The sequence below is a fragment of the Mesorhizobium sp. WSM1343 genome, from assembly GCF_055901535.1.
Window position 1 is genome coordinate 3,889,431 of the sequence record NZ_CM148370.1, and the last position, 23,870, is coordinate 3,913,300.

Below are 23,870 nucleotides of genomic sequence, written 5' to 3' on the forward strand. Positions count from 1 at the left end.
GATCGGCAATCCATGAGCAACGAACTTCTTTCCCCGGCCGAAATGAGCGAGGCCGATCGGCTGACGATTGCCGCCGGCCCAGCCGACGGCATCGGCCTGATGCGGCGCGCTGGTGGAGCGGTCGCGGCCGAGGTTCTCAAGCGCTACCCCTCGGCAAAGCACATCCATGTGCTGTGCGGGCCCGGCAACAATGGCGGCGATGGCTATGTCGTTGCCCGCATCCTGGCCGGCAGCGGCGTCGGCACATCGGTCTGGGCATCCGGCGCGCCGAGGCCGAAAAGCGATGCGGCGCTCGCCGCCGCGGAATGCCCGATCAAGCCCCGGCCGCTGTCTGACTTTGACGCCAAGCCTGGCTCGATCGTGATCGACGCGCTCTATGGGGCGGGGCTGTCGAAGCCGCTGTCCGGCGACGCCGCGAAAGCCATCGATACAGTGACAGCCCTGAGCCTGCCCGTGGTCGCGGTCGACCTGCCGTCCGGCGTCTCTGGAAGGAGCGGTGACATATTGGGCAGGGCGTTTCGTGCCGAGGTCACCATCACCTTCGCGCGGAAAAAGCCTGGCCACCTGCTGCTGCCGGGGCGCGGGCAATGCGGTGAGATCGTGCTCGCCGATATCGGCATCGGCGACGGCATCATCGCCCAGCTCGCCGTCTCGACCTTCGAGAATGTGCCGGACCTGTGGTTGCAGGAATTTCCCGTGCCGGCGGTGGATGCGCACAAATACAAGCGCGGCCATGTCGGCGTCTTTTCCGGCGGTCCCAGTGCTACCGGCGCGGCGCGGCTGTCGGCGCTGGCCGCCGCCAGAAGCGGGGCAGGGGCGGTCACCGTGCTGTCGCCTGGCAATGCCATGCAGGTGAACGCGATTCACCTGACCTCGATCATGCTGCGCGAGGCGGGCTCGCTCGAGGAGGTGCAGGAATTTCTAACGGTGCGCCATCCCGGGGCGCTGGTGTTCGGACCGGGGCTCGGGCCAAAGCCCAAGGTCGGCGATTTCGCCCTGCAACTGATCAAGGCTTTGGAGGAGGAAGCACGCACATCGGCGGCTGCAAGCTACGCCGGTGCGATGGTGCTCGATGCCGACGCCATCACGTCGCTGGCCCATCAGCCTCAGGCGCTGTTCGAAGCTGCCCGTCAGCCGAATGCGCCTGCCTTGATAGTTACGCCGCATGAGGGCGAATTCGGCCGCCTGTTCCCTGATATCGCCGGGGACAAAACCATGTCGAAATTGGACAAGGCGCGAACGGCCGCCGCGCGGGCCAACGCCGTCATCGTCTACAAGGGCGCCGACACGGTCATAGCAGCGCCCGATGGCAAAGCGGCGATCAACTCCAACGGTGCACCGTGGCTGGCCACAGCCGGGTCAGGCGACGTGCTGTCGGGCATCATTGCCGGTTTGCTGGCGCAAGGCATGCTGCCCTTCGAGGGCACCTGCGCGGCGGTGTGGTTGCATGCCGAAGCCGGCAGCCGGTTCGGACCCGGTCTGATCGCCGAGGACCTGCCGTTGGCACTGGTGCCGGTGTTGCGCGACCTCTTCGACGCGCGCACGGCTGCCCAATGAGCCGCGCGCTCGTTCTGTTGCTTGCCACCCTCATCGCTGTCTTCATGGCGCCGACGGCGCGCGCCGAAGGTCCTGTGACGATCGTCGACGATCCGGCGGTGCTCGCCGCACTCGATGCCACGGGTTTCGGTTTCGCCGATGTTTTGGGGGTCGACGGCGAGGGCGGTCTGAAGACGCTTTACGACGAGGCGCCGGCCTTTCACGCCATCGTCGAAACGGTTGCCTCCGATGTTGCAGCACTTCGTGCCGATATGAAAGCCGGCGGCCGGACGCTCTACGAAGTCACCGACGGCAATGTCGGCCGCATCATGGACATGCGCTGGCTGAAGACCGACGCCGCGCGCTTCCGGCTGGTCGGCGTCATCAACCGGCTCGATCGTCGCGACTTCGCGGTGCTGCAAGGCGACAGGAGCTGCGGCGAGGTGCGCTTCATCTACCGCCTGGCCTACAGCTTTCGCAAAAACGGCAAGCTGCTGGCGTCGCGCCTGCCATTCAATTTCAATGCCGTCTACAGCGCCGCCCCCGACGCCGATGGCGGCTGCGTAGGTGTTGCCGGGCGCTGGACGCCACAGCTTGACGAGAGCGTCGATGCCGGCTGGCTGACCGGCGGGCCGCTGGAGAGAGCTGGGCTCACCTTCAAGCAGCTGGAGCTCAACGCGCAGGTGGTACGCTTCCCGTCCGGTCAGGAAACCGAGTTCGGCGGGCAGGCCGCCTATCTCATGCGGGTATTCGGCATCGATGGCGCTGCTATCAGCGAGAAGCCGCTGGAGAACACGCCCGACACCGCACGGCTCTCGCAGGACACGGCGCTGAAAGCACGGCTCGCCGCCTATGTCGGCGCCAATTTGCCGGCGGTCGATGAAGGTGTCTATGAAATCCCCGACGAGTTCCTGGCCAGAAAGATCATCTCATGGTCGACCTTCGGCAGCGCGCGGCAGGCCAATCATCCGTTTACGGAATTGTTCCAGCCCAAGGAATTCGCATCGCTCGATTATTCCACGCTAAAACTGGTGCGCACGCCGGAAGCGTTGGTCGAGCGGCTGGACAATGGCGCCTGCCAGGGTTGCCATCAGGCCGGTTCCACTGCCGGCTTCCATTTCATCGGCCTTGACGACAAGACGACATCGCCGCTCAACCGCATCGAGGTCGGCATCTCGCCGCATCTTCATGCCGAGATCCCGCGCCGCCAGGCCTGGCTGCGCGCTACAGCTGAGGGCAGGGAGCCAAACCGCTTCCGTCCGCTCTCCTTTGCGCCGCCGGCAGCCTGGACGGACGCCGCGGTCGACTACGCGCCGGCCGAGATGGCCATGCCGTGCCTGATGCCGGAAGATGCGGACCGCTTCGGTGCGACCTGGAAATGCGGCGGCGGCACCGTCTGCACGCCGCTGGCCACCGCTTCGGGCGTGCACACGAAACTGGCGCAATGCCTGCTGCCCAAGGACAGCGAAAAACTGTTTTCCGGCCATCCCTGCCTGACCGGCTCGATCGCCAGCAATGCGGCGCAGCCTTTCAACGACCGCTACAGCAAATCGGGCCAGTTCGCGGCCTTCGCCTCGGACATTTCCCGTACCGCCTACACCTGCCGACCGCCGAAGATCGGCGTGCCGGGCGGCATCGCCTATCGCGGCTGCGACGACAAGGACCGTGCCTTCGCGGCCTTCAAAGCTGGCAAGCCGATGCCGAATGAGATCTGCGGGCTGGTCGGCGGCAAGAAATTCGACATCTGCGTGGCCACCAACAATTTCGACCAATGCCTTGGCGGCGCCGTCAATCGCGGCAACCGGCCGGCCTGTTCGGCCGATCATTTCTGCCGCGAGGACTATATGTGCCAATCGCTGCCGCCGGACACGCCGGGCATCGGCAAGGTCAGAGGCATCGGCTTCTGCTCGCCGACCTATTTCATCTTCCAGATGCGCATCGACAATCACGCGACACCGTGGGGCAGCCCTGTCCGCGCCACCATGGGAGCGGGGTTCGGGGCGGCGGAAGAGGAGTGAGTTGCCGGCGCCTCACAGCGGGATGTTGTCGTGCTTCTTCCAGGGGTTCTGCATGTCTTTGTTGCGCAGCATGCGCAGCGCCCGGGCGATGCGGCGGCGGGTCGAATGCGGCATGATCACCTCATCGACATAGCCGCGCTCGGCAGCGACGAAGGGTGACAGGAAGCGATCCTCGTAAGCCTTTGTATGAGCTGCGATCTTTTCGGCGTCACCGATGTCCTTGCGGTAGATGATCTCGACCGCGCCTCTGGCGCCCATCACCGCGATCTGCGCCGTTGGCCAGGCATAATTCATGTCGCCGCGCAGATGTTTTGAGGCCATCACGTCATAGGCGCCGCCATAGGCTTTGCGGGTGATGACGGTGATCTTCGGCACAGTGGCCTCGGCATAAGCGAACAGGAGTTTCGCACCATGCTTGATCAGCCCGCCATATTCCTGCGCCGTGCCCGGCAGGAAGCCGGGGACATCGACGAAGGTGACGATCGGGATCGAAAAACAGTCGCAGAAGCGCACGAAGCGCGCTGCCTTGCGGCTGGCATCGGAATCGAGCACGCCGGCCAGCACCATCGGCTGATTGGCGACGAAGCCGACCGTGCGGCCCTCGACGCGTCCGAAACCGGTGACGATGTTCTTGGCAAAACTCTGCTGGATCTCGAAGAAGTCGCCTTCGTCGGCGACCTTCAGGATCAGCTCCTTGATGTCGTAGGGCTTGTTGGCGTTATCGGGAATCAGCCGGTCGAGCGACAAATCATGGTCGGTGACCGACTGGTAGCATTCGATCTCGGGAAGCTCCGATGTGTTGGAAGCCGGCAGCAGGTCGACCAGCCGGCGCATCTGCAGCAGCGCCTCGACGTCATTGTCATAGGCGCCGTCGGCGATCGAGGATTTCGTCGTGTGGACGGAAGCGCCGCCGAGACTCTCGGCGGTCACCGTCTCGTTGGTCACGGTCTTCACCACATCCGGCCCGGTGACGAACATGTAGGAGGTGTCGCGCACCATGAAGATGAAATCGGTCATGGCAGGCGAATAGACGTCGCCGCCGGCGCACGGTCCCATGATCACGGAAATCTGCGGGATGACGCCTGAGGCCAGCACGTTGCGTTGAAAGATCTCGGCGTAGCCGCCGAGTGCCGCGACGCCTTCCTGGATGCGCGCGCCGCCGGCATCGTAGAGGCCGATGATCGGCGCCCGGTTGCGCAGCGCCATCTCCTGTACCTTGATGACCTTCTCGGCATGCGCTTCCGACAGCGAGCCGCCGAACACGGTGAAATCCTTGGCGAAGAGATAGACCGGGCGGCCGTTGACCGTGCCCCAGCCGGTGACGACGCCGTCGCCGGCGATCTTGGTCTTCTCCATGCCGAAGTCGGTCGAGCGGTGTTCGACATACATGTCGAATTCCTCGAAAGAGCCCTCGTCGAGAAAGACTTCGATGCGTTCGCGCGCGGTGAGCTTGCCCTTCTTGTGCTGGGCATCGATGCGGGCCTGGCCACCACCCATGCGGGCGATCTCGCGGCGGCGCTCGAGTTCCTTCAGCACGTCCTTCATCGATTACCTCCCAAGCCAGCGGCATTTCGTGGTAATCGTGCCGGCAAGCGAGCGCAAGCGCCGCTTGCTCCGTGGATTTTGCTGCGCTGCAGCATGACGCCCCTTGCATTTGGTGGCGAACTGGGCCATATGCGGCGGCATAGGCGCTTGGGCCGGGACTTATCCGGCCTTCTCGACGAATGAGACTGGTTGCGTCTGTTTTCCCTCTTTCCGGTATATCGGCCCTTTTTCCGGTAAATCACAAAGCGGCGAAAAAGCCCCGTGGCATGATGCCTGCGGGCACGACAGCGCAGCCGAGTGGACGAACCCGTCCGCCCGCCTTGTCGTTTCATGAAAATTTGTTCGACGGCAGGTTGCGCCCTGCCGCCATCGATGTTTGCGGCCAGAAGCCGCGTGAAAGAAGATTATTTTGACCAACGAAAACACTTTGCCCGGTAGCAACACTGCGGAACTCACCGGTTTCGCGGCACTGGGTATTACGGGCGCGCTGCTCAAGGCCACCCACAACGCCGGCTTCACCGAGCCGAAGCCTATCCAGGCGCAGGCGATCCCGCCGCAGATGGAAGGCCGTGACATTTTCGGCATCGCCCAGACCGGCTCCGGCAAGACCGCGGCCTTCGCTCTGCCGATCCTGTCGAAGATCATCGCACTCGGCACCAAGCGCCGGCCGAAGACGGCGCGTGCGCTTATCCTGGCGCCGACGCGCGAACTCGCCGTGCAGATCGAGGACACGATCAAGATCCTCGCCAAGGGCGCGCATGTCTCGACCGCGCTCGTGCTTGGCGGCGTCTCGCGCTTCAGCCAGGTGAAGAAGGTTGCGCCCGGCGTCGATATCCTGATCGCAACGCCCGGCCGGTTGACCGACTTGGTGCGTGAGGGCGACCTCATGCTTGCCGACACCAAATGGCTGGTGCTCGACGAGGGCGACCGCATGCTCGACATGGGCTTCATCAACGACGTCAAGCGCATCGCCAAGGCGACCGCGCCCGATCGTCAGACGGTGCTGTTCTCGGCGACCATGCCCAATGAAATCGCCGAACTGGCCAAGGGCCTGCTGAAGAACCCGATCCGCGTCGAAGTCGCGCCGCAAAGCACGGCAGCGGCCGAGATCGTGCAAGGCGTCGTCTTTGCCCGCACCAAGCAGAAGCGCCAGGTGCTGTCGACGATGCTCGCCGATGAGGCGATGAAGTCCGTCATCATCTTCTCGCGCACCAAGCATGGTGCCGACAGGGTGACCAAGGACCTCGAGCGCGATGGCTTCAAGGCCGCCGTCATTCACGGCAACAAGTCGCAGAACGCCCGCCAGAAAGCGCTGAACGATTTCCGCGACGGCTCGGTGCGCATTCTGGTGGCGACCGACATCGCGGCGCGCGGCATCGACGTACCCGGCATCAGCCATGTCGTGAATTTCGATCTGCCGGATGAAGCCGAGAGCTACGTCCACCGCATCGGCCGTACCGGCCGCAACGGCATGGACGGCATCGCGATCACGCTTTGCGATCCTTCCGAGAACAGCAAGCTGCGCCAGGTCGAGCGCATCATCCGCACCAAGCTGCCGATCGTTGCCGACCATCTCGGCAGCCCCGATCCGCTGCGCAATCCGGCAGAAAAGAACGAGCGCTTCGAGCCGGCCAATGACCGCAACGACCGCAATGGCCGTCGCGACGGCAGGCGGCCCGGTGGCGAGAACAAGGGCAACGGCTTTGGCAAGAAGCGCTTCGGCGACAAGCCGGCCTTCGCCGGCGAGCGCAAGCCGGACGGCGCCAAGCCGGCCTTCAAGGGCAACAACAAGCGCCGCTTCGGCGGTAAGCGTCCGGCTGCGCGGGCCGCGTAAGCCAGACCGCGCTGCAGTCAGTCAAGCTTCGGCTGGCTGATTGCCGAGACGAAACAAGAAAAGGGCGGCCGAAGCGATGCTTCGGTCGCCCCTTTTCGTCGGCCTACTTCACCACCGCTTCGATCCAGACGGCGATCCTTTGCGCCAGAAACGCCGTGGTCGACGGCGACAGCGCGTCGCCGGCAATGACGTGATTGTCCGGGTCGCCAGTGTCGTCGACCGGAACCAATTCATGCGGCGCGCCCCAGCGCCCGGCAATCTCGCGGCTGCGGTCGGCCCGCACCACTTTGTCCGAATCAGAAAAGATGAACAAAGCAGGGACGGTCGCCTTCTCCACCGGCGCGCCATAGGCAAGCTCGGTCAGCGCCTGCATCGGCAAGGTTGCTTCGATCGGATAGCGGGTGGTCCAGAATTTTTCATTCAGCGCGTTGCGCGGCACGAAGCTATGTTCCTTGCCGGCGACCAGCCTGGCGATTTGTTTGCCCCACGGCATGGTCAGGATCTCGGCGCCCGAAGCCTTGACGCCGAAGTTCGGGGAGATGAACGCAATCGCCGCCACCCCGTCCGACGCACCGGGCTGCGTTGCCGCCCAGACCGCCAGCGAGCCGCCGGTCGAAGTCGAGATGACGATCACCTTGTCGCCGATCGCCCGGCCGATGGCGAGCGCCTCCTCATAGTCGTTGATCCAGTCATTGATGCTGCCTTGCGTCATCGCCGCGCCATCCTGCCCATGACCGGTAAGGCGTGTGTAGAAGAGATTGGCGTCAAGCTGTTCCGCCACTTCGTCAGGCAGCGGGCGGACCTCGCCCTTCGATGCGGAAAAGCCGTGGATGTAGACGATCGATAGCGGGGTCCTGGCATGCACCAACGGATCGGCCCAGACGATCTCCTTCTCCAGCCCGTCTCGGATTCCGGGGATGGCGGCTTCCGCCTTTGCCACATAGGCCTGCGGATCGTCGCCGATGAGCGAGGGATCGAAACGGATCGTGGTGTCGACGCGAACGCGCGGGCCGAACACGAAGGCCAGTGCGAGAACGGCAATAAGGCCCAGCACAGCAAGCACGATCCGTCGCCCCATCGCAGACTCCACGCGGCACTTGTCTCAACCATGGCGACGGCGGCCCGAAAACGGGTAGCCTGCCAATTTCGCAGGCGTCCTATTCGATCGGCGGCTTGCGGTCGTAATGCAGAGGCCGCGCCTTCCAACTGGTCATCAGGCTGATAAACCCTCTGCACAGCGGCCTCGGCAGCAGGGCGAGCAGTTTCAGCGGCCAGCTTGTCCGGCGCGGGAAATGGACTTCGAAGCCGCCCGACTTGATGCCCCGCGCCATGCGGCGCGATGCGCGGCTGACCGGCATCAGTCCCGGCATCGGCAGCATGTTCTTCTCGGTCAGCGGGGTGTCGATGAAGCCAGGATTGAACACCTGGATACGCACGTTCATCTTGTCGAAATCATACTTCAGCGACTCGGCCAGGATATTGATGGCCGCCTTGGTGCCACCATAGGCGGCCGTTGTCGGCCAGCCGAAATAGGATGTCACGGAGCCGACCAGCACGACATGGCCGCGCGCCCGCACACGCATGCGTTCGACCGCCGGCACGAGACCGTTGATGATGCCGAAATAATTGACCTCGAAGGACCGGCGAAAGTCGTTGACGACAAGATTCTCCCCCGGCGTCGAAATGTAATTCCCTGCATTGAAGATTGCGAGCACGATGGGACCGAGCTCCTTCTCGATGGCAGCGACGGTCCTTGCCATGCGCGGCTCGTCGGTGACGTCGCAGGGAAAGGCCGTGACGCTGCCCGGCATCTGCGCGGTCTCGACGACAAGCGTGTCGATCGGATCGTCGTCGAGCGCCGTCACCGCGACGGCATAGCCTTGGGAAGCAAGATCCCTGGCCAAGGCACGGCCGATGCCGCTCGATCCGCCCGTGATCCAGGCGACGCCGTGCTTCGGGTTGGCCCGGTAGAGTGTCATGCTGCGCCCTGTCGACTTGTTGGTGCTTTGCTCTAGCGATGAAGAAATCGAATGAAAAGCTGCTTTTCAACGTCAGCCGGAAAATGAGCTGTGGTGCAAGAGGTCGGTTTCGGGAAGCGCTGACGCAACTACAGTACCGCAAATGCGACTGGACCAGACAAATTCTTGCCTTGAAACTGCAGCTTCGGGTTTCTAGGGTTTCGGCGCACCTACACAAGGAATCCTGAATGCCCCGTTCTGTGATCGACGCAATCGGCAACACGCCTTTGATCCGCCTCAACAAAGCTTCGGAACAAACCGGTTGCGAGATCCTGGGCAAGGCCGAATTCATGAATCCGGGCCAGTCGGTCAAGGATCGCGCCGGCCTGTTCATCATCCGCGACGCCGAGCAGCGTGGGCTGCTGAGGCCCGGCGGCGTCGTCGTCGAGGGAACGGCGGGCAATACCGGCATCGGGCTGACGCTGGTCGCCAAGGCGCTCGGCTATCGCACCGTCATCGTCATTCCCGACACACAGAGCCAGGAGAAGAAGGACACGATCAAGCTGCTCGGTGCCGAACTGATCGAAGTGCCTGCCGTGCCCTACAAGAACCCCAACAATTATGTGAAACTGTCGGGGCGGCTGGCCGAGCAACTGGCGCGGACCGAGCCGAACGGCGCCATCTGGGCCAACCAGTTCGACAATGTTGCCAACCGTGACGGCCATATCCGCACCACAGCGGAGGAAATCTGGAGCCAGACCGGGGGCAAGGTCGATGGCTTTGTCTCGGCGGTCGGTTCCGGCGGCACGCTGGCCGGCGTCGCCTTTGGGCTGAAGGCGAAAAGCAAGGATGTGAAGATCGCGCTGGCCGACCCTCTGGGGGCCGCGCTCTACTCCTTCTACACCAGCGGCGAGCTGAAGTCCGAAGGCAGCTCGATCACCGAAGGCATCGGGCAGGGGCGCATCACCGCCAATCTCGAAGGGTTCACGCCGGACTTTTCCTTCCAGATCCCCGATGAGGATGCGCTGCCGATCGTCTTCGACCTGATCCAGGAAGAGGGGCTTTGCGTCGGTGGCTCGACCGGCATCAACATTGCCGGCGCGATCCGCCTGGCCAGGGAATTGGGTCCCGGCCACACCATCGTGACCATTCTTTGTGACTACGGCACGCGCTATCAGTCAAAACTGTTCAACCCGGAATTCCTGCGCGAGAAGCAACTGCCGGTGCCAGGCTGGATGGAGCTGAAGAGCACAATTTCGGTGCCGTTCGAAAAGGTCGCGTGATGGCAAACAGGACGGATGCCCTGTTTCGCGACGACGCCTATCTGCGGACGGCGGATGCGACAGTCGTTGCCGTCAACGACCGCGGCGGCATCATCCTCGACCGGACGATCTTCTACGCCACTTCGGGCGGCCAACCGGGCGATACCGGTTATCTCGAACGCGCGGACGGCAGCCGCATCGCCATTGCCGCTACCCTCACCGGCGAGACCAAGGACGAGATCATCCATGTGCCGGCGCCTGAGCAAGCGGTGCCACAGGTCGGCGAGACGGTGAGGCTGGCCATCGACTGGGAACGCCGGCATCTCCTGATGCGGATGCATGCGGCTTGCCATTTGCTCACCGTCGTCTGTCCGTTTCCAATCACCGGTGCCGCCGTTTCCGAGGACGACAGCCGTGTCGACTTCGACGCTCCGGATGCCGGCTTCACCAAGGAGGACATCACCGCCGGGCTGATGGAGCTGGTGCGGGCCGATCATCCGATCTTTGTCAGGCTGATCAGTGACGAGGAACTGGCCGCCAATCCCGGCCTGGTGAAATCCAAGAACGTTCGGCCGCCGGCCGGCACCGGCAAGATCCGCCTGGTCTGTATCGGTGACAACGCCTCGGTGGACAGCCAGCCCTGCGGCGGCACCCATGTGAAGAGCACTGGCGAAGTCGGCGAAATCCACATCGGCAAGATCGAGAAGAAGGGCCGTGAAAACCGGCGCTTCCGCATCCGCTTTGGGCCGATGCCGGCAAACTGAACAGACAGTGATCGCCAAAAGGCGAGCAGGAGCACAAAATGGCCGAGGACAGCCCCTTCACCGTCGACGCAGACTGGCTGCAGCAACGTCTCGGCCAGCCGGGCCTGACGATCATCGACGCATCCTGGTATCTCCCGGCGCAGAAGCGCGATGCGCGCGGCGAGTACGATTCGGCCCACATCCCGGGCGCACGATTTCTGGATCAGGATGCCGTTTCGGATCCGGATTCGCCCTTGCCGCATACGCTGCCGTCACCGCAGCATTTTGCCCAGTATGTCGGCGCCATGGGCGTTTCGGCCGATGACACCATCGTCGTCTACGATGGTCCGGGCTTCTTCTCGGCGCCCCGGGCGTGGTGGATGTTCAGGGTCATGGGCGTCTTCCAGACCTATATTCTGGATGGCGGCTTCGATGGCTGGAAAGCCGCCGGCAGACCGGTGACGGCTGAGCCGACGAAGATCGCGCCAAACGTGTTTCATGCCGATTTCGACTCCGGGCGCGTCGCCAGCCTCGCCGACATGCGCCGGATCGTCGACACCAGGGCAAGCCAGATCGCCGACGCCCGGGGACCGGGCCGCTTCACCGGCACTGAACCTGAGCCGCGCGCGGGTATCCGCTCCGGCCATATGCCTGGCGCGCGCAATCTGCCCTATTCGGCGCTGTCGGAAAATGGCGAGCTGCTGTCGAAGGACCGCCTGCGCAAGGCGATCGAGGAGGCCGGCATCGATCTGTCGAAACCTGTCGTCACCTCATGCGGCTCCGGTATTACCGCAGCGGTGGTGACGCTGGCGCTGGAAACGCTTGGCCATGCCAACAACAGGCTTTACGACGGCTCATGGACGGAGTGGGGCGGGCTTTCCGACACGCCTGTCGTGACCGGCCCCGTTGTGATCGGCAAGGAATGAAGACGATGGAAAACGGCGCGCTGGAAGATATTGACGTCACGGTGACGTTTCTCGAGATGCATGTGCCGCCGGCCTATTCGCCGCCGGTGCCCTACAACCGTCAGATCGCGCTGCTGAAGACCAAGGACATTCCGCTGCATTTCTACCGCTATCTGATGGACCGGGTGGGGCGCAAATGGCACTGGGTCAATGTGCTGAGGCTGGATGACGACGAGCTTGCCGCCGGCATTCATCGCGAGGATCGCGACATCAGGGTCCTTTATCTCGACGGCGCACCCGCCGGCTTCTTCGATCTCAAGCCGCATCTGCCGGAAGAAGTCGAGCTCGCCTATTTCGGCATGATGGAACATGCGACGGGACAAGGCATCGGCCGCTGGTTCCTGGGTTCCGCGATCGCAGCCGCCTGGTCGCATGGTCCGAAGCGCGTGACGGTGCAGACCTGCACGCTCGATCATCCGGCGGCTCTGCCGCTTTACCAGAAGCTCGGCTTTGCACCGGTGGCGCAAAAGAAGGAAATCGTGCATCCGCTGCCTTTCGCCGAGCGCGCGGCCAGCGTCATGCGGCTCTAGCTGGAAGCTGACACCAGCCCGACTCTGAACCTGTCGTTCATCGGCCCTTCAGGCTGCTTTTGGCATGTTGCCCGCACCATCAATGCGGCCAAGGCCGAAGGAGACGAAGACATGCTGACCCGCCGTACACTTGCCGCCGCGCTGATCGCGGCGATTGCCATGCCAAGCCTGGCCGCAGCCCAGGCGACAACGCCTTCGGCCGCGACGATCGAGCGGAAGCTCGAGGCGGCACCGCGTGTCAAATTGCGGCCGAACGAGCGCGTCACCATCCGGGAATTCAAGCGGCGCCCGGATTTGCGCCGCATGGCCCGCTCGATCGATATCCAGTCGATCAACTTCGCCTTCGGTTCGGCGGCTATTGCCAACTCGCAATACGACAAGATCGAGACTATTGCCGACGCGCTGCGGCGAATCCTGCGCCGCGATCCCGGCGCCCGCGTGCTGATCGAGGGCCATACCGACGCCGTCGGCTCCTTCCAGTCGAACCAGGCCCTGTCCGAACAACGCGCCGCTTCGCTCAAGCGCACATTGGTGCGCGAATTTAGGGTGCCCGGCCATGCACTGGAAACCGTTGGTTACGGTGAGGAGTTTTTGCTGGTGCAGACGCAGAACGAAAACTGGCAGAATCGCCGGGTGACGCTGCGCCGCTTCGACGATTTCATCCGTTGAGTCGCAGCTCCGAATTTTAATTAGCCGGCGCCTTTGACAGGAACCTGATGAGAGCCGATCGCCGAGGGCGATCGGCTTTTCGACATTTGGCAGGAATCGGGTGGGCGGCGAGGGTTCAAGGACATAATTTCCAATCACGACACCGGAGATTTTTCCATGACCATCCAGTTCAAAGCTTTGCCGACCGAAGCTGTCAGGACGCTGCAGCGTGGTGGCGTCGATGCCTATGGCCAAACGCCCGAGCGAAAGGTCTCAGATGGTGACGGCATGCCTTGCCGGCATTGTTTGAAGAACATAGGAGCCGGCGATGCCTATCTTGTTCTGGCATACAGGCCATTCCCGGAGCTTCAGCCTTATGCCGAAACCGGGCCGATCTTCCTGCATGCCGAGGCATGCGACCGCGCTGCCGAGAGCGAGGCGCTGCCCGAGATTCTCGACAGCCCCGACTACATCGTGCGCGGCTATGGCAGGGATGACCGTATCGTCTATGGCAGCGGCGGCGTGGTCCCGACCGGAGACATCACCAGGCGGGCCAAGACCTTGTTGGAACGCGACGAGATCGCCTACGTCCATGTCCGCTCGGCGCGCAACAATTGCTACCAGTGCCGCATCGAGCGCGCTTGAGGCTGAGATTAGCCGCTGGAAACAGCTGTCGTACTCCCGTCGCATAGTCGCGATAGAAAGCCATTGTCGATCGATTTGCCGACCGCGGATGAACCGGCGGCAAATCTCGACATCGAGGAAGCGGGGCTTTGGCTCCGCTTTTTTGTTGCCTGCGTTTGGAGCAGACGTATTCCACGCAAGAAAAAAGCCCGCCGGCATGGCCGACGGGCTGCAACTGTTTGGCTGGAGGGCCTTTTAGTTGAACTTGTACTTCGCGCCGAGGCGCACGGTGTGGAAAGAGGAAGTCGAGGTAAGGGTGTCGTCAGGTGCGCCGAATTCCGAAGAAAAGTCCTTCTTGGCGAACTGCGAATAGCGATATTCGAGGCCAACGGTGACGTTGCTGGACAGAGCCGTTTCCAGTCCGCCACCGACCGAGAAGCCGCTGGAGCCCCAGTCGAGGATGTCGCCGATCGGGTCGGAAGCGTTCAGGTCGAAATGCTGCCAGCTATAGCCGGCAAGCGCATAGGCAAGGGTCGATTCGTTCATCTTCATGCCAACGCGGCCCAACACATCGAACCCATAGTCGGTATCGACGTTGATCGATCCGCCGCCGAGATCCAGCTTGGAAGTCATGCCGGAGTAGCGTGCATCGACCATGACGCCTGCGACCCAGCTGCCGAAGTCATGATCGTAGCCGACGTTCAGTTCACCAAAGGCACCTTCGCCACCGAGACCATTGAATTCCAGGTCGCCGAGCGGCGGAACGTTGATCTGGTGCACGGACGCACCGGCACCACCAGCGCCGCCGATATAGAAGCCGGTCCAGTTGTAGGCTGGCGTCTCGAAGGCAGCACCGCCGCCGTTCTGGGCACCGAAACGGTAATTGGCTGCGATCTGGAAAGTATGGCGCGAGGTGTCAAGATTGAGGAGACCGTCCGGAACCCCGACGATGCCAGCCTCGGAAAGAAGATCGTCCTTGGTCCCGAAGCCCGTATAGCGATACTCAGTCTTGATCGTCCAATTGCTGTTGATGGCCGTTTCGATGCCACCTCCGACAAAATACCCGCTCTGATCCCAATCAAAGTCGAAGCCAGCGTTCGTATCGAGCTTGTACTTCTGCCAGGAATAGCCACCCAGCACGTATCCCAGAGTGTTTGGCGTCAAGAGGTAGCCGAGACGCAGGCCAGCGTCGAAACCGTAGGTTTCCTTGATCGAAGCGTCGAATCCCGTAATGTCCAGCGTGGTCCCGATGTTGCCGACGTGAGCGTCCAGCAGACCTCCGATGAGGAACCGCGGCGCGACCATATAGTCATAGCCAACCGTCAGCTCACCGTAGACGCCTTCGCCACCAATGCCGTTCAGCGAGACTGGAATAAAATCGCTGCTGAGCTTGTGTACGTTGGCACCGGCGCCGACGCCAAAACCAACGTATAGACCGCTCCAGTTAAAGCCGGCAGCTTCTTCTACCGGCTGCACGACGTCTGCTGCATGAGCAGCAGATATCAAAGCCACAGCAGAAACAGCACCAAGAAGAAAAGATTTCGCGGATGTGCGAATGAACATATGCCCGTACCCCATGAGTAAACCCAGAATGTCTCTAGCAGGGAACCGGCCGGCACGGGAATGACAAATATGCAACAATGATGAGCAAAGTGCCGTTGCGTCACATCTTTCGGTGCCATGCTTTGCCTGAAAAACAGGCTCGCAAGAAAAAACCCGCCGGCATGGAACCGGCGGGCTGGATTGAAAGGAGCTGTTTTCGCGAAAATCAGGCGGCGAGTACCGCTTTCGGCTCGACCAGTTCGTAGCCGAGCGCCTCGGCGACTGCGCGGTTGGTGATCTTGCCCTTGTGGACATTGAGGCCGTTGCGCAGGTGATGATCGTCGACCAGCGCCTTGAGGCCCTTGTCGGCGAGCTGCAGGCCGTAGTGAAGCGTCGCGTTGTTGAGCGCGTGGGCCGACGTGACGGGCACGGCACCCGGCATGTTGGCGACGCAATAGTGGATGACGCCGTCGACCTCATAGGTCGGCTCGGCATGGGTGGTGGCGTGCGAGGTCTCGAAGCAGCCGCCCTGGTCGATGGCGACATCGACCAGCACCGAGCCTTTCTTCATGCCCGACAGCATTTCGCGCGAAACCAGTTTTGGCGCCGCGGCACCCGGGATCAGCACTGCGCCGACGACGATGTCGGCTGAAAAACACTCTTCTTCCAGCGCCTCGACAGTCGAGTAACGAGTGTGGACGCGGCCGGCGAAGAGATCGTCGAGCTGGCGCAGGCGCGGGATCGAGCGGTCGATGATGGTGACGTCGGCGCCAAGGCCCGCCGCCATCCTGGCCGCGTGCAGGCCGACGACGCCACCGCCGAGAACGGTGACCTTGCCGGGCAGCACGCCGGGCACGCCGCCCAGCAGCACGCCGCGGCCGCCATTGGCCTTCTGCAGCGCCGTGGCGCCGGCCTGGATCGACAGGCGTCCGGCAACTTCCGACATCGGCGCCAGCAGCGGCAGGCCGCCACGGTCGTCGGTCACGGTCTCGTAGGCGATTGCCGTTACGCCGGACGCAAGCAGGCCCTTGGTCTGCTCCGGATCCGGAGCAAGGTGGAGGTAGGTATACAGGATCTGGCCTTCGCGAAGCTGCGCCCATTCGCTGGGCTGCGGCTCCTTGACCTTGACGATCATGTCCGACCTGGCGAACACCTCGGCGGCCGTCTTGGCAATCGTGGCGCCGGCGGCGCGATAGGCGTTGTCATCGGCGCCGATGCCGGCACCGGCCCCGGTCTCGACCAGCACTTCGTGGCCATGGGCGACATATTCGCGGACCGAGCCGGGGGTGAGGCCGACGCGGTATTCGTGGTTCTTGATTTCCTTGGGGCAGCCGACGCGCATTTTCTTCTCCTGATCCGGCCCTTCTGGGCTCGTTCCCTGTATGGCTGGAGTGAACCACGAATCGTTGCGCAGGTGTTTGCGAATGCGCTTGCGCCCACCGACCGGTTTCGATAATCGTTGCGCGAAACAGCAAGATGTTCGCAGGATTCACGAATAATGCCGCTCGACAGGATTGATATCGCCATTCTCGAGGCTTTGCAGAAGGATGGCAGGATACCCAATGCGGCGCTGGCCGAGAAGGTCGGCCTGTCGCAGTCGGCCTGTTCGCGCCGGCTCGACAATCTGGAGAAATCCGGAACCATTCGCGGCTACCACGCCCGGCTTTCCAATGCGGCACTTGGCCACCAGATGACGGCGATCGTGCACATATCGCTGTCGGGGCAGTTCGAGAAGACGCTGTCGGATTTCGAGGCGGCGATCAAGCGCTGCCCGAACGTGCTGTCCTGTCACCTGATGTCGGGCGAATACGACTACATCCTGCGGATCGCGGCGAAGGATCTCGTCGACTATGAGCGCATCCACAAGGAATGGCTGTCGGCGATGCCGCATGTGACCAAGATCAATTCGTCCTTTGCGCTACGCGAAATCGTCGACAGGACCGCCATGGGCATGAAGCCGGAAATGGCCTAGGCCTCCGTTACCACCCGATCCATCGGAATGTCGTGCGGCTGCGGGTAGATGGTCGCGATGCGCTGCAGCTCGTAGCCGACGCCGATGACCAGTGGCTTGAATGGCATCGCTGCCAGCGTACGGTCGAAGAAACCGCCGCCATAACCCAGGCGGTAGTTCAGGGGATCGATGCCGACGATCGGCGAGATGACGATGTCCGGCAGCACCGGATCGCCCTCGGCCGGGATCGGGATGTTCCAGACACCTTTCTCCAGCCGGTCGCCTGCTTTGTAGGCGCGGAAGATCAGCGGCTGCCCCTTCTCGATGACGATGGGCAGGGCGGTGCGGCCGCCGCGTTCGTTTATGGACGCCATCCAAGGCCGCAAATCCGGCTCGCCGCGAAACGGCCAGTAGAGACTGACCATGCGGCCGGCGATCTCGCCGATTACCGCGTCGAGGCCATCGGCGATGCGTTGCGACATTACCGTTCGCGCGTCGGCCGAAACAGCAAGACGCGCGGCGATCAGGCGTTCGCGCTCAGCCTTGCGCCAGCGTCTCACATCGGTCCAGTCGCTCGAAGGCGCACGGAATTCCGTATCGAGTTCGTGCATGAAACAGGGCGGCGAAGAATACTGCGCCGGAGCATCGTCGTCACGATCGTTGGCCATGCCTCACCTCATCGCGTGTTCGATGACGCTATACCTCGCGATACGATACAACATGTGCATTCACGACATGCAACGACGAGTCTCGGGCACTGGCCATCTGTTGTTGCATTGCACAAAAATACCTACATGCAGGCAGGCAATCTTGCTATCAAGGTGAACGGAATGAACGAAGCCAGGCATCATGTCGTCGTTGTCGGCGCGGGTTTCGGCGGCCTTGAGTTCACCCGTGCGCTTGCCGGCGCTCCCGTGCGCATCACCATGATCGACAAGCGCAACCATCACCTCTTCCAGCCGTTGCTCTACCAGGTGGCGACGACGGCGCTGGCCACCTCCGAGGTTGCCTGGCCGATCCGCCACCTCCTGCGCAAGCGCAAGGATGTGACGACGCTGCTCGCCAATGTCACCGGTGTCGACCGCGCCGGCAAGCGCGTGCTGCTCGACGACGGCAGCGCGGTCGCCTACGACACGCTGCTGCTCGCCACCGGTGCCCGCCACGCCTATTTCGGCCATGACGAATGGGAGCCGTTCGCGCCTGGCCTGAAGACGCTGGAGGACGCCACCACCATTCGGCGGCGAATTCTCCTGGCCTTCGAACAGGCCGAGCGGGAGGCTGATCCCGCCAAGCGCCAGGCGCTGCTGACAATTGCGATCGTCGGTGGCGGGCCGACCGGCGTCGAGCTTGCCGGCACCATCGTCGAGCTGGCGCATGACACGCTGCGCGGCGAGTTCCGCAACATCGACACGCGGCAGACGCGCGTGGTGCTGATCGAGGCCGGCGACCGCATTCTGGCCAATTTCGCACCGAAACTTTCCGACTACGCCAACAAAGCGCTCGAGCGGCTCGGCGTGACGGTCGAGCTCGGGCGGGCCGTCACGCGCTGCGACGCCGAAGGTGTCGTGTTTGGCGATAAGCAACTGGCCGCCCGAACGATCCTGTGGGCAGCCGGCGTTGCCGCTTCGCCAGCCGCTGAATGGCTGGGAGCGAAGGCGGACCGCGCGGGCAGGGTGCTGGTCGAGCCCGATCTAAGTGTGCCTGGCAGCCCGGAGATCTTCGTCATCGGCGACGCCGCTCATGTGCTGCGGCCAGACGGGCGGCCGGTTCCCGGCGTGGCGCCTTCCGCCAAGCAGGAGGGCCGACATGTTGCGGCTACCATCAAGGCCAGGCTCGGCGGCGACACGACCGCGCGTCCTTTCCACTACAGGCATGCCGGCGATCTGGCGACGATCGGCAAACGCGCCGCCGCCATCGATTTCGGCTGGATCAAGCTCACCGGCTGGCTCGCCTGGTGGCTGTGGGGAGTGGCCCACATCTATTTCCTGATCGGCTTTCGCAACCGGCTTGCTGTTTCGCTGAGCTGGCTATGGATCTACGCGACGGGGCAACGCAGCGCGCGGCTGATCACCCAGGGCGACGACGACAAGGGCTGATTTCTTCACCGGCACCGTTCATCCGCACGTCATCTGTTGCTGGTCGACTGACCTTCCGATGCACGCAACTTCTTGAATGGACTTGAGCCGATTTCGGCGCGAAGTTCGCTTCGGGGCAGGGCGTGTCACGTTGTCGATGAGGAGAAAACATGTCGCAACTGCTCCATCCCGTCTCCCGCCGCGATTTCCTCGCTGGCACCGCAGCTACAGGGGCGCTGATCGTGCTTCATCCCTTCTCCGCTCGCGCACAGGCCAACCAGGCGCATCTCCGGATCATGGAGACCACCGACATCCATGTGAACGTGCTGCCTTACGATTATTACGCCGACAAAGCGAACGACACGCTGGGCTTGTCGCGCACGGCCTCCCTGATCGACGCCGTGCGCAAGGAAGCCGTGAATTCGATGCTGATCGACAATGGCGACCTGCTGCAGGGCAACCCGATGGGCGACTACATCGCCTATGAAAAAGGTCTGAAGGACGGCGACCTGCATCCGATCATGAAGGGTATGAACCTGCTCGGCTACGAGTGCTCGACGCTGGGCAACCACGAGTTCAACTATGGCCTGTCGTTCCTGGACAAGGTGCTGGCCGGCGCCAATTTTCCCTTCGTCTGCGCCAATCTGATCCGCGGCACCGAGCTTGCCGCGAACCCGCGCGACGACAAGCTCTATCTCAAGCCCTATGTCATCCTCGACAAGAAGATCAAGGACGGTTCGGGCGCCGAGCAGCCGATCAGGATCGGCATCATCGGCTTCGTGCCGCCGCAGATCATGGTCTGGGATCTCAAGAACCTCGAAGGCAACGTCAAGACGCGCGACATCGTCGAGGCGGCCAAGGCCTGGGTGCCGCAGATGAAGGAGGCGGGCGCCGACATAGTCATTGCGCTGTCGCATTCCGGCATCGACGTGAAGCACGGCGACATGATGGAGAACGCCTCGTTCTTCGTCGCCGGCGTCGCCGGCATCGACGCGGTGTTCACCGGGCACCAGCATCTGGTGTTCCCCGGCAAGAAGGATTTCCAGTCGCTCGATGGTGTCGACACGCAAAAAGGCACGCTGCAGGGCAAACCCGCCGTCATGGGCGGTTTCTGGGGCTCGCATATGGGGCTGATCGACCTGATGCTGGAGCGTGACGGGTCGAAATGGAAGGTCGTTTCCGCCACTTCCGAGGCGCGGCCGATCTTCGAACGCGTCGACAACAAGAATAAACCGACTGTCCCGGACGACAAGCGCATCATCGCGGCCCTTGAGCAGGACCACCAGGCAACACTGGCCTATGTGCGCCGCCCCGTTGGCAAGACCTCCGCGCCGCTCTATTCCTATTTCGCGCTGGTCGCCGACGATCCGTCGGTGCAGGTCGTCAGCCAGGCGCAGACCTGGTACCTCAGGGATATTCTGAAGAACACGCAATGGAAGGATGTGCCGCTGCTGTCGGCGGCCGCTCCGTTCAAGGCCGGCGGGCGCAACGGCGCCGACTACTATACCGACGTGCCCGCCGGCGATATCGCCATCAAGAACGTCGCCGACCTCTATCTCTATCCCAACACCGTGCGTGCGGTCGAAATCACCGGTGCGCAGGTCAAGGAATGGCTGGAAATGTCGGCCGGGATCTTCAACCGGATCGAGCCAGGGAAGGCCGACCAGGCCCTCATCAACACCGACTTCCCATCCTACAATTTCGACGTCATCGACGGCGTCACCTATAAAATAGACCTGTCGCAGCCGCCGAAATACGATGCCAAGGGCGGGCTGGCTAACGCCGGCGTCAATCGCATCGTCGACCTGAGTTTCGATGGAAAACCAATTGACCCCAAACAGAAATTCGTCGTCGCGACCAACAACTACCGGGCCGGTGGCGGCGGCAATTTCCCTGACATCAATGCCTCGAAGATCATCTATGAAGCGCCGGACACCAATCGCGACGTCATCGTCCGCTACATCGTCAGCGAGGGTACAATCAACCCGTCCGCGGACGACAACTGGTCGTTCGCGCCGCTGCCTGGAACCAGCGCCGTGTTCGAAACCGGCGCCAAGGCGAAGGATTTCATTGCGCAGCTGAAATCGCTGAAGATCGAGCCGGCAGGCGAGGGCGAGGCAGGTTTCGCGAAATACCGCATCCTGCTTTGAAGGTGGTTCGGGTCGGCTCGAGTCCCGGCCTTATGGCGTGGATTGAGCCGGCTGGGTGAAACGTTCCTTGATGTCAGGCATGACGAGATCCAGCGCATCGGTGGAAATGCCGCCGGAATAACCGTTCGGCAGCTGCTTGATCTGTTCGGGATCGTCCAGCCCTTGCGAAAAGTCGCCGCCGGTGTACGGGCCGAGCAGATAGACGCGGCTGTCGACGCCTTGCATGCGATCGAGAAACCGGTTCGGCCAACCCCACATCCATTTCGCGATGTTGACGGGAATGAGCAAGGTACCTTTTCGGCAGGCATCTGGAACATAGCCGCTCCAGCCAAGCGCGGCATAGCGCAGAATGCATTGCGTCAGCGACGCGCGGCTCAGCGTATGCATGTCTGGCAGTGCTGCCTTGACTGCGGCAATCGGCTTGTCGCCGCCATAGACCGAGAGATAGAAGCGCTCGTTCGGCGATAGCATGGCAAGCCGTGCGGCCAGCTTTTCGCCTTCGCCCGGATCGTTGCTCTTGACGTTGATGTTGAAGCGGCGGGCCGGGAAGTGCGCCAGAACCTCATCCAGCGACGGCATCATGCCGATACCCTTGCCGCGAAACGGAAAGGTCTTGCCGCCATCCGCCGTATAGCCATAGCCGACATCGAGGGTCTTCAACTCGGCCATGGAATGGTTGCGTGTTTCTCCTTGCCTTCCGTGCGGCAATCCAGCGTCCAGTCGTGGAAGACGGCGAAATTGCCGTCTGTCGTCGGGTGAACATCCAGTTCGAGCGCGTCAGCGTCCAGCGCGAAGGCTGCTTCCATCGAGGGGATCGTGTTTTCGAGGTAGGCATGGCGCGGCGGCAACATGCGACTGGCCGTGCACGTCTCACCCGTCATGCCTTCCCGTGCGTAGTCCTGGGCAAGGCCGCGATGGGCAAGCACTTCCGGCTTGCCGGCGGGGCGGCTCGACAACAGCGAGGTGTTGTTGAGCCAGATGCCCGCCGCGGCGACAACAATGATGCCGAAGAAGATCGTCCGTTTGCGCATCAAGTGATTTCCGATTCGTCCGTCCTGCGCGGCATCCTGCTTTGCGATCGGACTTTTTGACGGCGACCGGGCGGCGACATCGAGATCATCCTCGATATCGCCTGGTCGGCGGCAATGAAATCGAAGAACGTGTCGACTTACGCCTTGTAGACCACCTGGCGCACGTCGATGTAGCTGGCGCGGAATCCGGCCTCGCAATAGTGCAGGTAGAACTCCCAGAGCTTCTTGAAGCGGTCGTCGAAGCCGAGCGGGACGATCTTCTCCCATGACGCCCAGAACCGGTGGCGCCATTCGGCAAGCGTGCGCGCATAGTCATCCGGAAACACGCGCTCGCGCAGATGGGCAAGGCCATGATCCTTGCCCAGTGTCTTCAGGATCGACGGTGTCGGCAGCATGCCACCCGGGAAAACATAGCGCTGGATGAAATCCGGCCTTGCGCGATAGGTGTCGTAGGCGGCTTCGTTGATGGTGATGATCTGCAGGCCGGCGGTGCCGCCGGGTCTCAGGCAAGCCTTCATCTTGCCGAAAAACACCGGCCAGTATTTCTCGCCGACCGCCTCGAACATCTCGATCGAGGCGATGCGGTCATAGGTGCCGGTTTCGTCGCGATAGTCCTGCAGCTTGATGTCGACCTTTTCGGCAAGGCCAGCCTTGGCGATGCGAGCCGTTGCAAAATCGTGCTGCTCGCGGCTGATCGTCAGCCCGGTGACGCGGCAGCCGATCTCGCGTGCGGCGAATTCGGCGAAGCCACCCCAGCCACAGCCGATTTCCAGCACATGGTCCTTCGGGCCGATCCCTGTGTCTTTCGCCAGCGCGCGATATTTGGCGGCCTGGGCGCTTTCCAGGTCGTTGGCTCCGGTCGTGTAGAGCGCCGACGAATAGGTCATGCTCGGATCGAGCCATTGCTTGTAAAAGGCGTTGCCGAGGTCGTAATGCGCCGAGATATTGCGCTTCGAACCGGTGCGGGTGTTCTGGTTGAACCAGTGGCGGATGCGCTGGACGGTGTTGATCAGCCAACTGGTGCCGCCCGCGATACGCTCGCCAATGACCGAATTGACCACGAACAGCTCCAGGAAGCTGGTCACATCAGGGCTTTCCCAATCGCCGTCCATGTAGGATTCGGCTACGCCGATCGTGCCGCCGGAAAAGGCGCGGCCGGGCAAGCGCCAATTCTTCAGCACCAGTTCGGCATCTGGGCCAGGTCCCTTGCCGCCGACGAGGACGGCGCGGCCGTCCGGCAGCCTCACCTTGAGCGAACCGCGCGGCAGGTTCATCGCCGCCGACAGCACCATGCGCGCTTTCGCCGGCAGACCTTTGACAATCTCGGCGAAATTGAACTCATCGAGCCTGACCGCGTCGCTCAATGCTGCGCCAAAAAGTTCCTTTTGTGCCATCTCGTGCCCCCTGGATTTCCGCGGTGTCGGGGCAGATTGCCGAGCCACGGTTCTCTTGGATCAT

At 62.7% G+C, this 23,870-nt stretch carries 19 protein-coding genes and 1 pseudogene; 12 read left to right on the forward strand and 8 right to left on the reverse strand.

Annotated features, from left to right (window positions below; genetic code table 11):
- The first annotated feature begins 12 nt into the window (after window positions 1-12).
- Window positions 13-1,557, forward strand: coding sequence for an NAD(P)H-hydrate dehydratase (locus AC0NIL_RS18950; RefSeq protein ID WP_275952964.1), 1,545 nt, complete (start codon window positions 13-15; stop codon window positions 1,555-1,557).
- Window positions 1,554-3,554, forward strand: a complete 2,001-nt coding sequence (locus AC0NIL_RS18955; RefSeq protein WP_275952965.1) for a hypothetical protein — start codon at window positions 1,554-1,556, stop codon at window positions 3,552-3,554. Before AC0NIL_RS18950 ends, AC0NIL_RS18955 begins: the two co-directional genes overlap by 4 nt.
- A 12-nt stretch (window positions 3,555-3,566) precedes the next feature.
- Here the strand turns inward: AC0NIL_RS18955 and AC0NIL_RS18960 are convergent, their stop codons facing one another.
- Window positions 3,567-5,099, reverse strand: coding sequence for an acyl-CoA carboxylase subunit beta (locus AC0NIL_RS18960; protein WP_027028871.1), 1,533 nt, complete (start codon window positions 5,097-5,099; stop codon window positions 3,567-3,569).
- 409 nt (window positions 5,100-5,508) lie between these two features.
- On the opposite strand from AC0NIL_RS18960, the gene AC0NIL_RS18965 reads away from it, so the two are divergent.
- Window positions 5,509-6,933, forward strand: coding sequence for a DEAD/DEAH box helicase (locus AC0NIL_RS18965; RefSeq protein WP_024505079.1), 1,425 nt, complete (start codon window positions 5,509-5,511; stop codon window positions 6,931-6,933).
- Between the two features lie 103 nt (window positions 6,934-7,036).
- Here AC0NIL_RS18965 and AC0NIL_RS18970 read toward each other — a convergent pair whose 3' ends face one another.
- Both AC0NIL_RS18970 and AC0NIL_RS18975 read right to left on the reverse strand, forming a co-directional pair.
- Window positions 7,037-8,011 (reverse strand): alpha/beta hydrolase, encoded by a 975-nt coding sequence (locus AC0NIL_RS18970; protein ID WP_473573959.1) that lies wholly within the window; start codon window positions 8,009-8,011, stop codon window positions 7,037-7,039.
- 79 nt (window positions 8,012-8,090) lie between these two features.
- On the reverse strand, window positions 8,091-8,912 hold the full coding sequence (locus AC0NIL_RS18975; protein ID WP_024505081.1) for an SDR family oxidoreductase: 822 nt from the start codon (window positions 8,910-8,912) through the stop codon (window positions 8,091-8,093).
- A 227-nt stretch (window positions 8,913-9,139) separates the two neighbouring features.
- On the opposite strand from AC0NIL_RS18975, the gene AC0NIL_RS18980 reads away from it, so the two are divergent.
- From AC0NIL_RS18980 to AC0NIL_RS19005, 6 genes are all read left to right on the forward strand, one after another.
- Window positions 9,140-10,174: a cysteine synthase A gene (locus tag AC0NIL_RS18980; protein WP_064994176.1), complete on the forward strand. Its 1,035-nt coding sequence runs from the start codon at window positions 9,140-9,142 to the stop codon at window positions 10,172-10,174.
- Complete coding sequence (locus AC0NIL_RS18985) at window positions 10,174-10,917, forward strand: alanyl-tRNA editing protein (protein WP_127366844.1); 744 nt, start codon at window positions 10,174-10,176, stop codon at window positions 10,915-10,917. The genes AC0NIL_RS18980 and AC0NIL_RS18985 overlap by 1 nt, the downstream gene beginning before the upstream one ends.
- Window positions 10,918-10,955: 38 nt before the next feature.
- Window positions 10,956-11,822, forward strand: a complete 867-nt coding sequence (sseA, locus tag AC0NIL_RS18990; protein WP_275952967.1) for a 3-mercaptopyruvate sulfurtransferase — start codon at window positions 10,956-10,958, stop codon at window positions 11,820-11,822.
- A 5-nt stretch (window positions 11,823-11,827) separates the two neighbouring features.
- Window positions 11,828-12,391, forward strand: coding sequence for a GNAT family N-acetyltransferase (locus AC0NIL_RS18995; protein WP_275952968.1), 564 nt, complete (start codon window positions 11,828-11,830; stop codon window positions 12,389-12,391).
- Between the two features lie 111 nt (window positions 12,392-12,502).
- Entirely contained in the window at window positions 12,503-13,060 is a 558-nt protein-coding gene (locus tag AC0NIL_RS19000) for an OmpA family protein (RefSeq protein WP_013531463.1), read from the forward strand.
- Window positions 13,061-13,216: 156 nt separating this feature from the next.
- Window positions 13,217-13,684 (forward strand): DUF1203 domain-containing protein, encoded by a 468-nt coding sequence (locus AC0NIL_RS19005; RefSeq protein WP_275952969.1) that lies wholly within the window; start codon window positions 13,217-13,219, stop codon window positions 13,682-13,684.
- 234 nt (window positions 13,685-13,918) lie between these two features.
- Here AC0NIL_RS19005 and AC0NIL_RS19010 read toward each other — a convergent pair whose 3' ends face one another.
- A complete protein-coding gene (locus tag AC0NIL_RS19010; RefSeq protein ID WP_063168057.1) occupies window positions 13,919-15,226 on the reverse strand; it encodes an outer membrane protein in 1,308 nt (435 codons plus the stop codon).
- A gap of 205 nt (window positions 15,227-15,431) precedes the next feature.
- Window positions 15,432-16,547 (reverse strand): alanine dehydrogenase, encoded by a 1,116-nt coding sequence (gene ald, locus AC0NIL_RS19015; protein WP_023812057.1) that lies wholly within the window; start codon window positions 16,545-16,547, stop codon window positions 15,432-15,434.
- 156 nt (window positions 16,548-16,703) lie between these two features.
- Here ald and AC0NIL_RS19020 point away from each other — a divergent pair, with 156 nt between their 5' ends.
- Window positions 16,704-17,177 (forward strand): Lrp/AsnC family transcriptional regulator, encoded by a 474-nt coding sequence (locus AC0NIL_RS19020; RefSeq protein WP_013531467.1) that lies wholly within the window; start codon window positions 16,704-16,706, stop codon window positions 17,175-17,177.
- Here the strand turns inward: AC0NIL_RS19020 and AC0NIL_RS19025 are convergent.
- On the reverse strand, window positions 17,174-17,824 hold the full coding sequence (locus AC0NIL_RS19025; RefSeq protein WP_084015898.1) for a 5-formyltetrahydrofolate cyclo-ligase: 651 nt from the start codon (window positions 17,822-17,824) through the stop codon (window positions 17,174-17,176). The genes AC0NIL_RS19020 and AC0NIL_RS19025 overlap by 4 nt on opposite strands.
- Window positions 17,825-17,986: 162 nt before the next feature.
- Between AC0NIL_RS19025 and AC0NIL_RS19030 the strand changes: the two genes are divergently transcribed.
- Window positions 17,987-19,252 carry an NAD(P)/FAD-dependent oxidoreductase gene (locus tag AC0NIL_RS19030; protein WP_013531469.1) on the forward strand — a complete coding sequence of 422 codons (1,266 nt, stop codon included), beginning with the start codon at window positions 17,987-17,989 and terminating at the stop codon, window positions 19,250-19,252.
- A gap of 149 nt (window positions 19,253-19,401) precedes the next feature.
- The gene (locus tag AC0NIL_RS19035; protein ID WP_224620884.1) at window positions 19,402-21,381 is read left to right on the forward strand and encodes a bifunctional 2',3'-cyclic-nucleotide 2'-phosphodiesterase/3'-nucleotidase; all 1,980 of its coding nucleotides are present in this window, start codon (window positions 19,402-19,404) and stop codon (window positions 21,379-21,381) included.
- A 30-nt stretch (window positions 21,382-21,411) separates the two neighbouring features.
- On the opposite strand, the pseudogene AC0NIL_RS19040 reads toward AC0NIL_RS19035, so the two are convergent.
- Together AC0NIL_RS19040 and AC0NIL_RS19045 are read right to left on the reverse strand one after the other, a co-directional pair.
- A pseudogene (locus AC0NIL_RS19040) lies at window positions 21,412-22,412 on the reverse strand (glycerophosphodiester phosphodiesterase family protein).
- 137 nt (window positions 22,413-22,549) lie between these two features.
- Window positions 22,550-23,806 carry an SAM-dependent methyltransferase gene (locus AC0NIL_RS19045; protein ID WP_063168054.1) on the reverse strand — a complete coding sequence of 419 codons (1,257 nt, stop codon included), beginning with the start codon at window positions 23,804-23,806 and terminating at the stop codon, window positions 22,550-22,552.
- Between the last annotated feature and the right edge of the window lie 64 nt (window positions 23,807-23,870).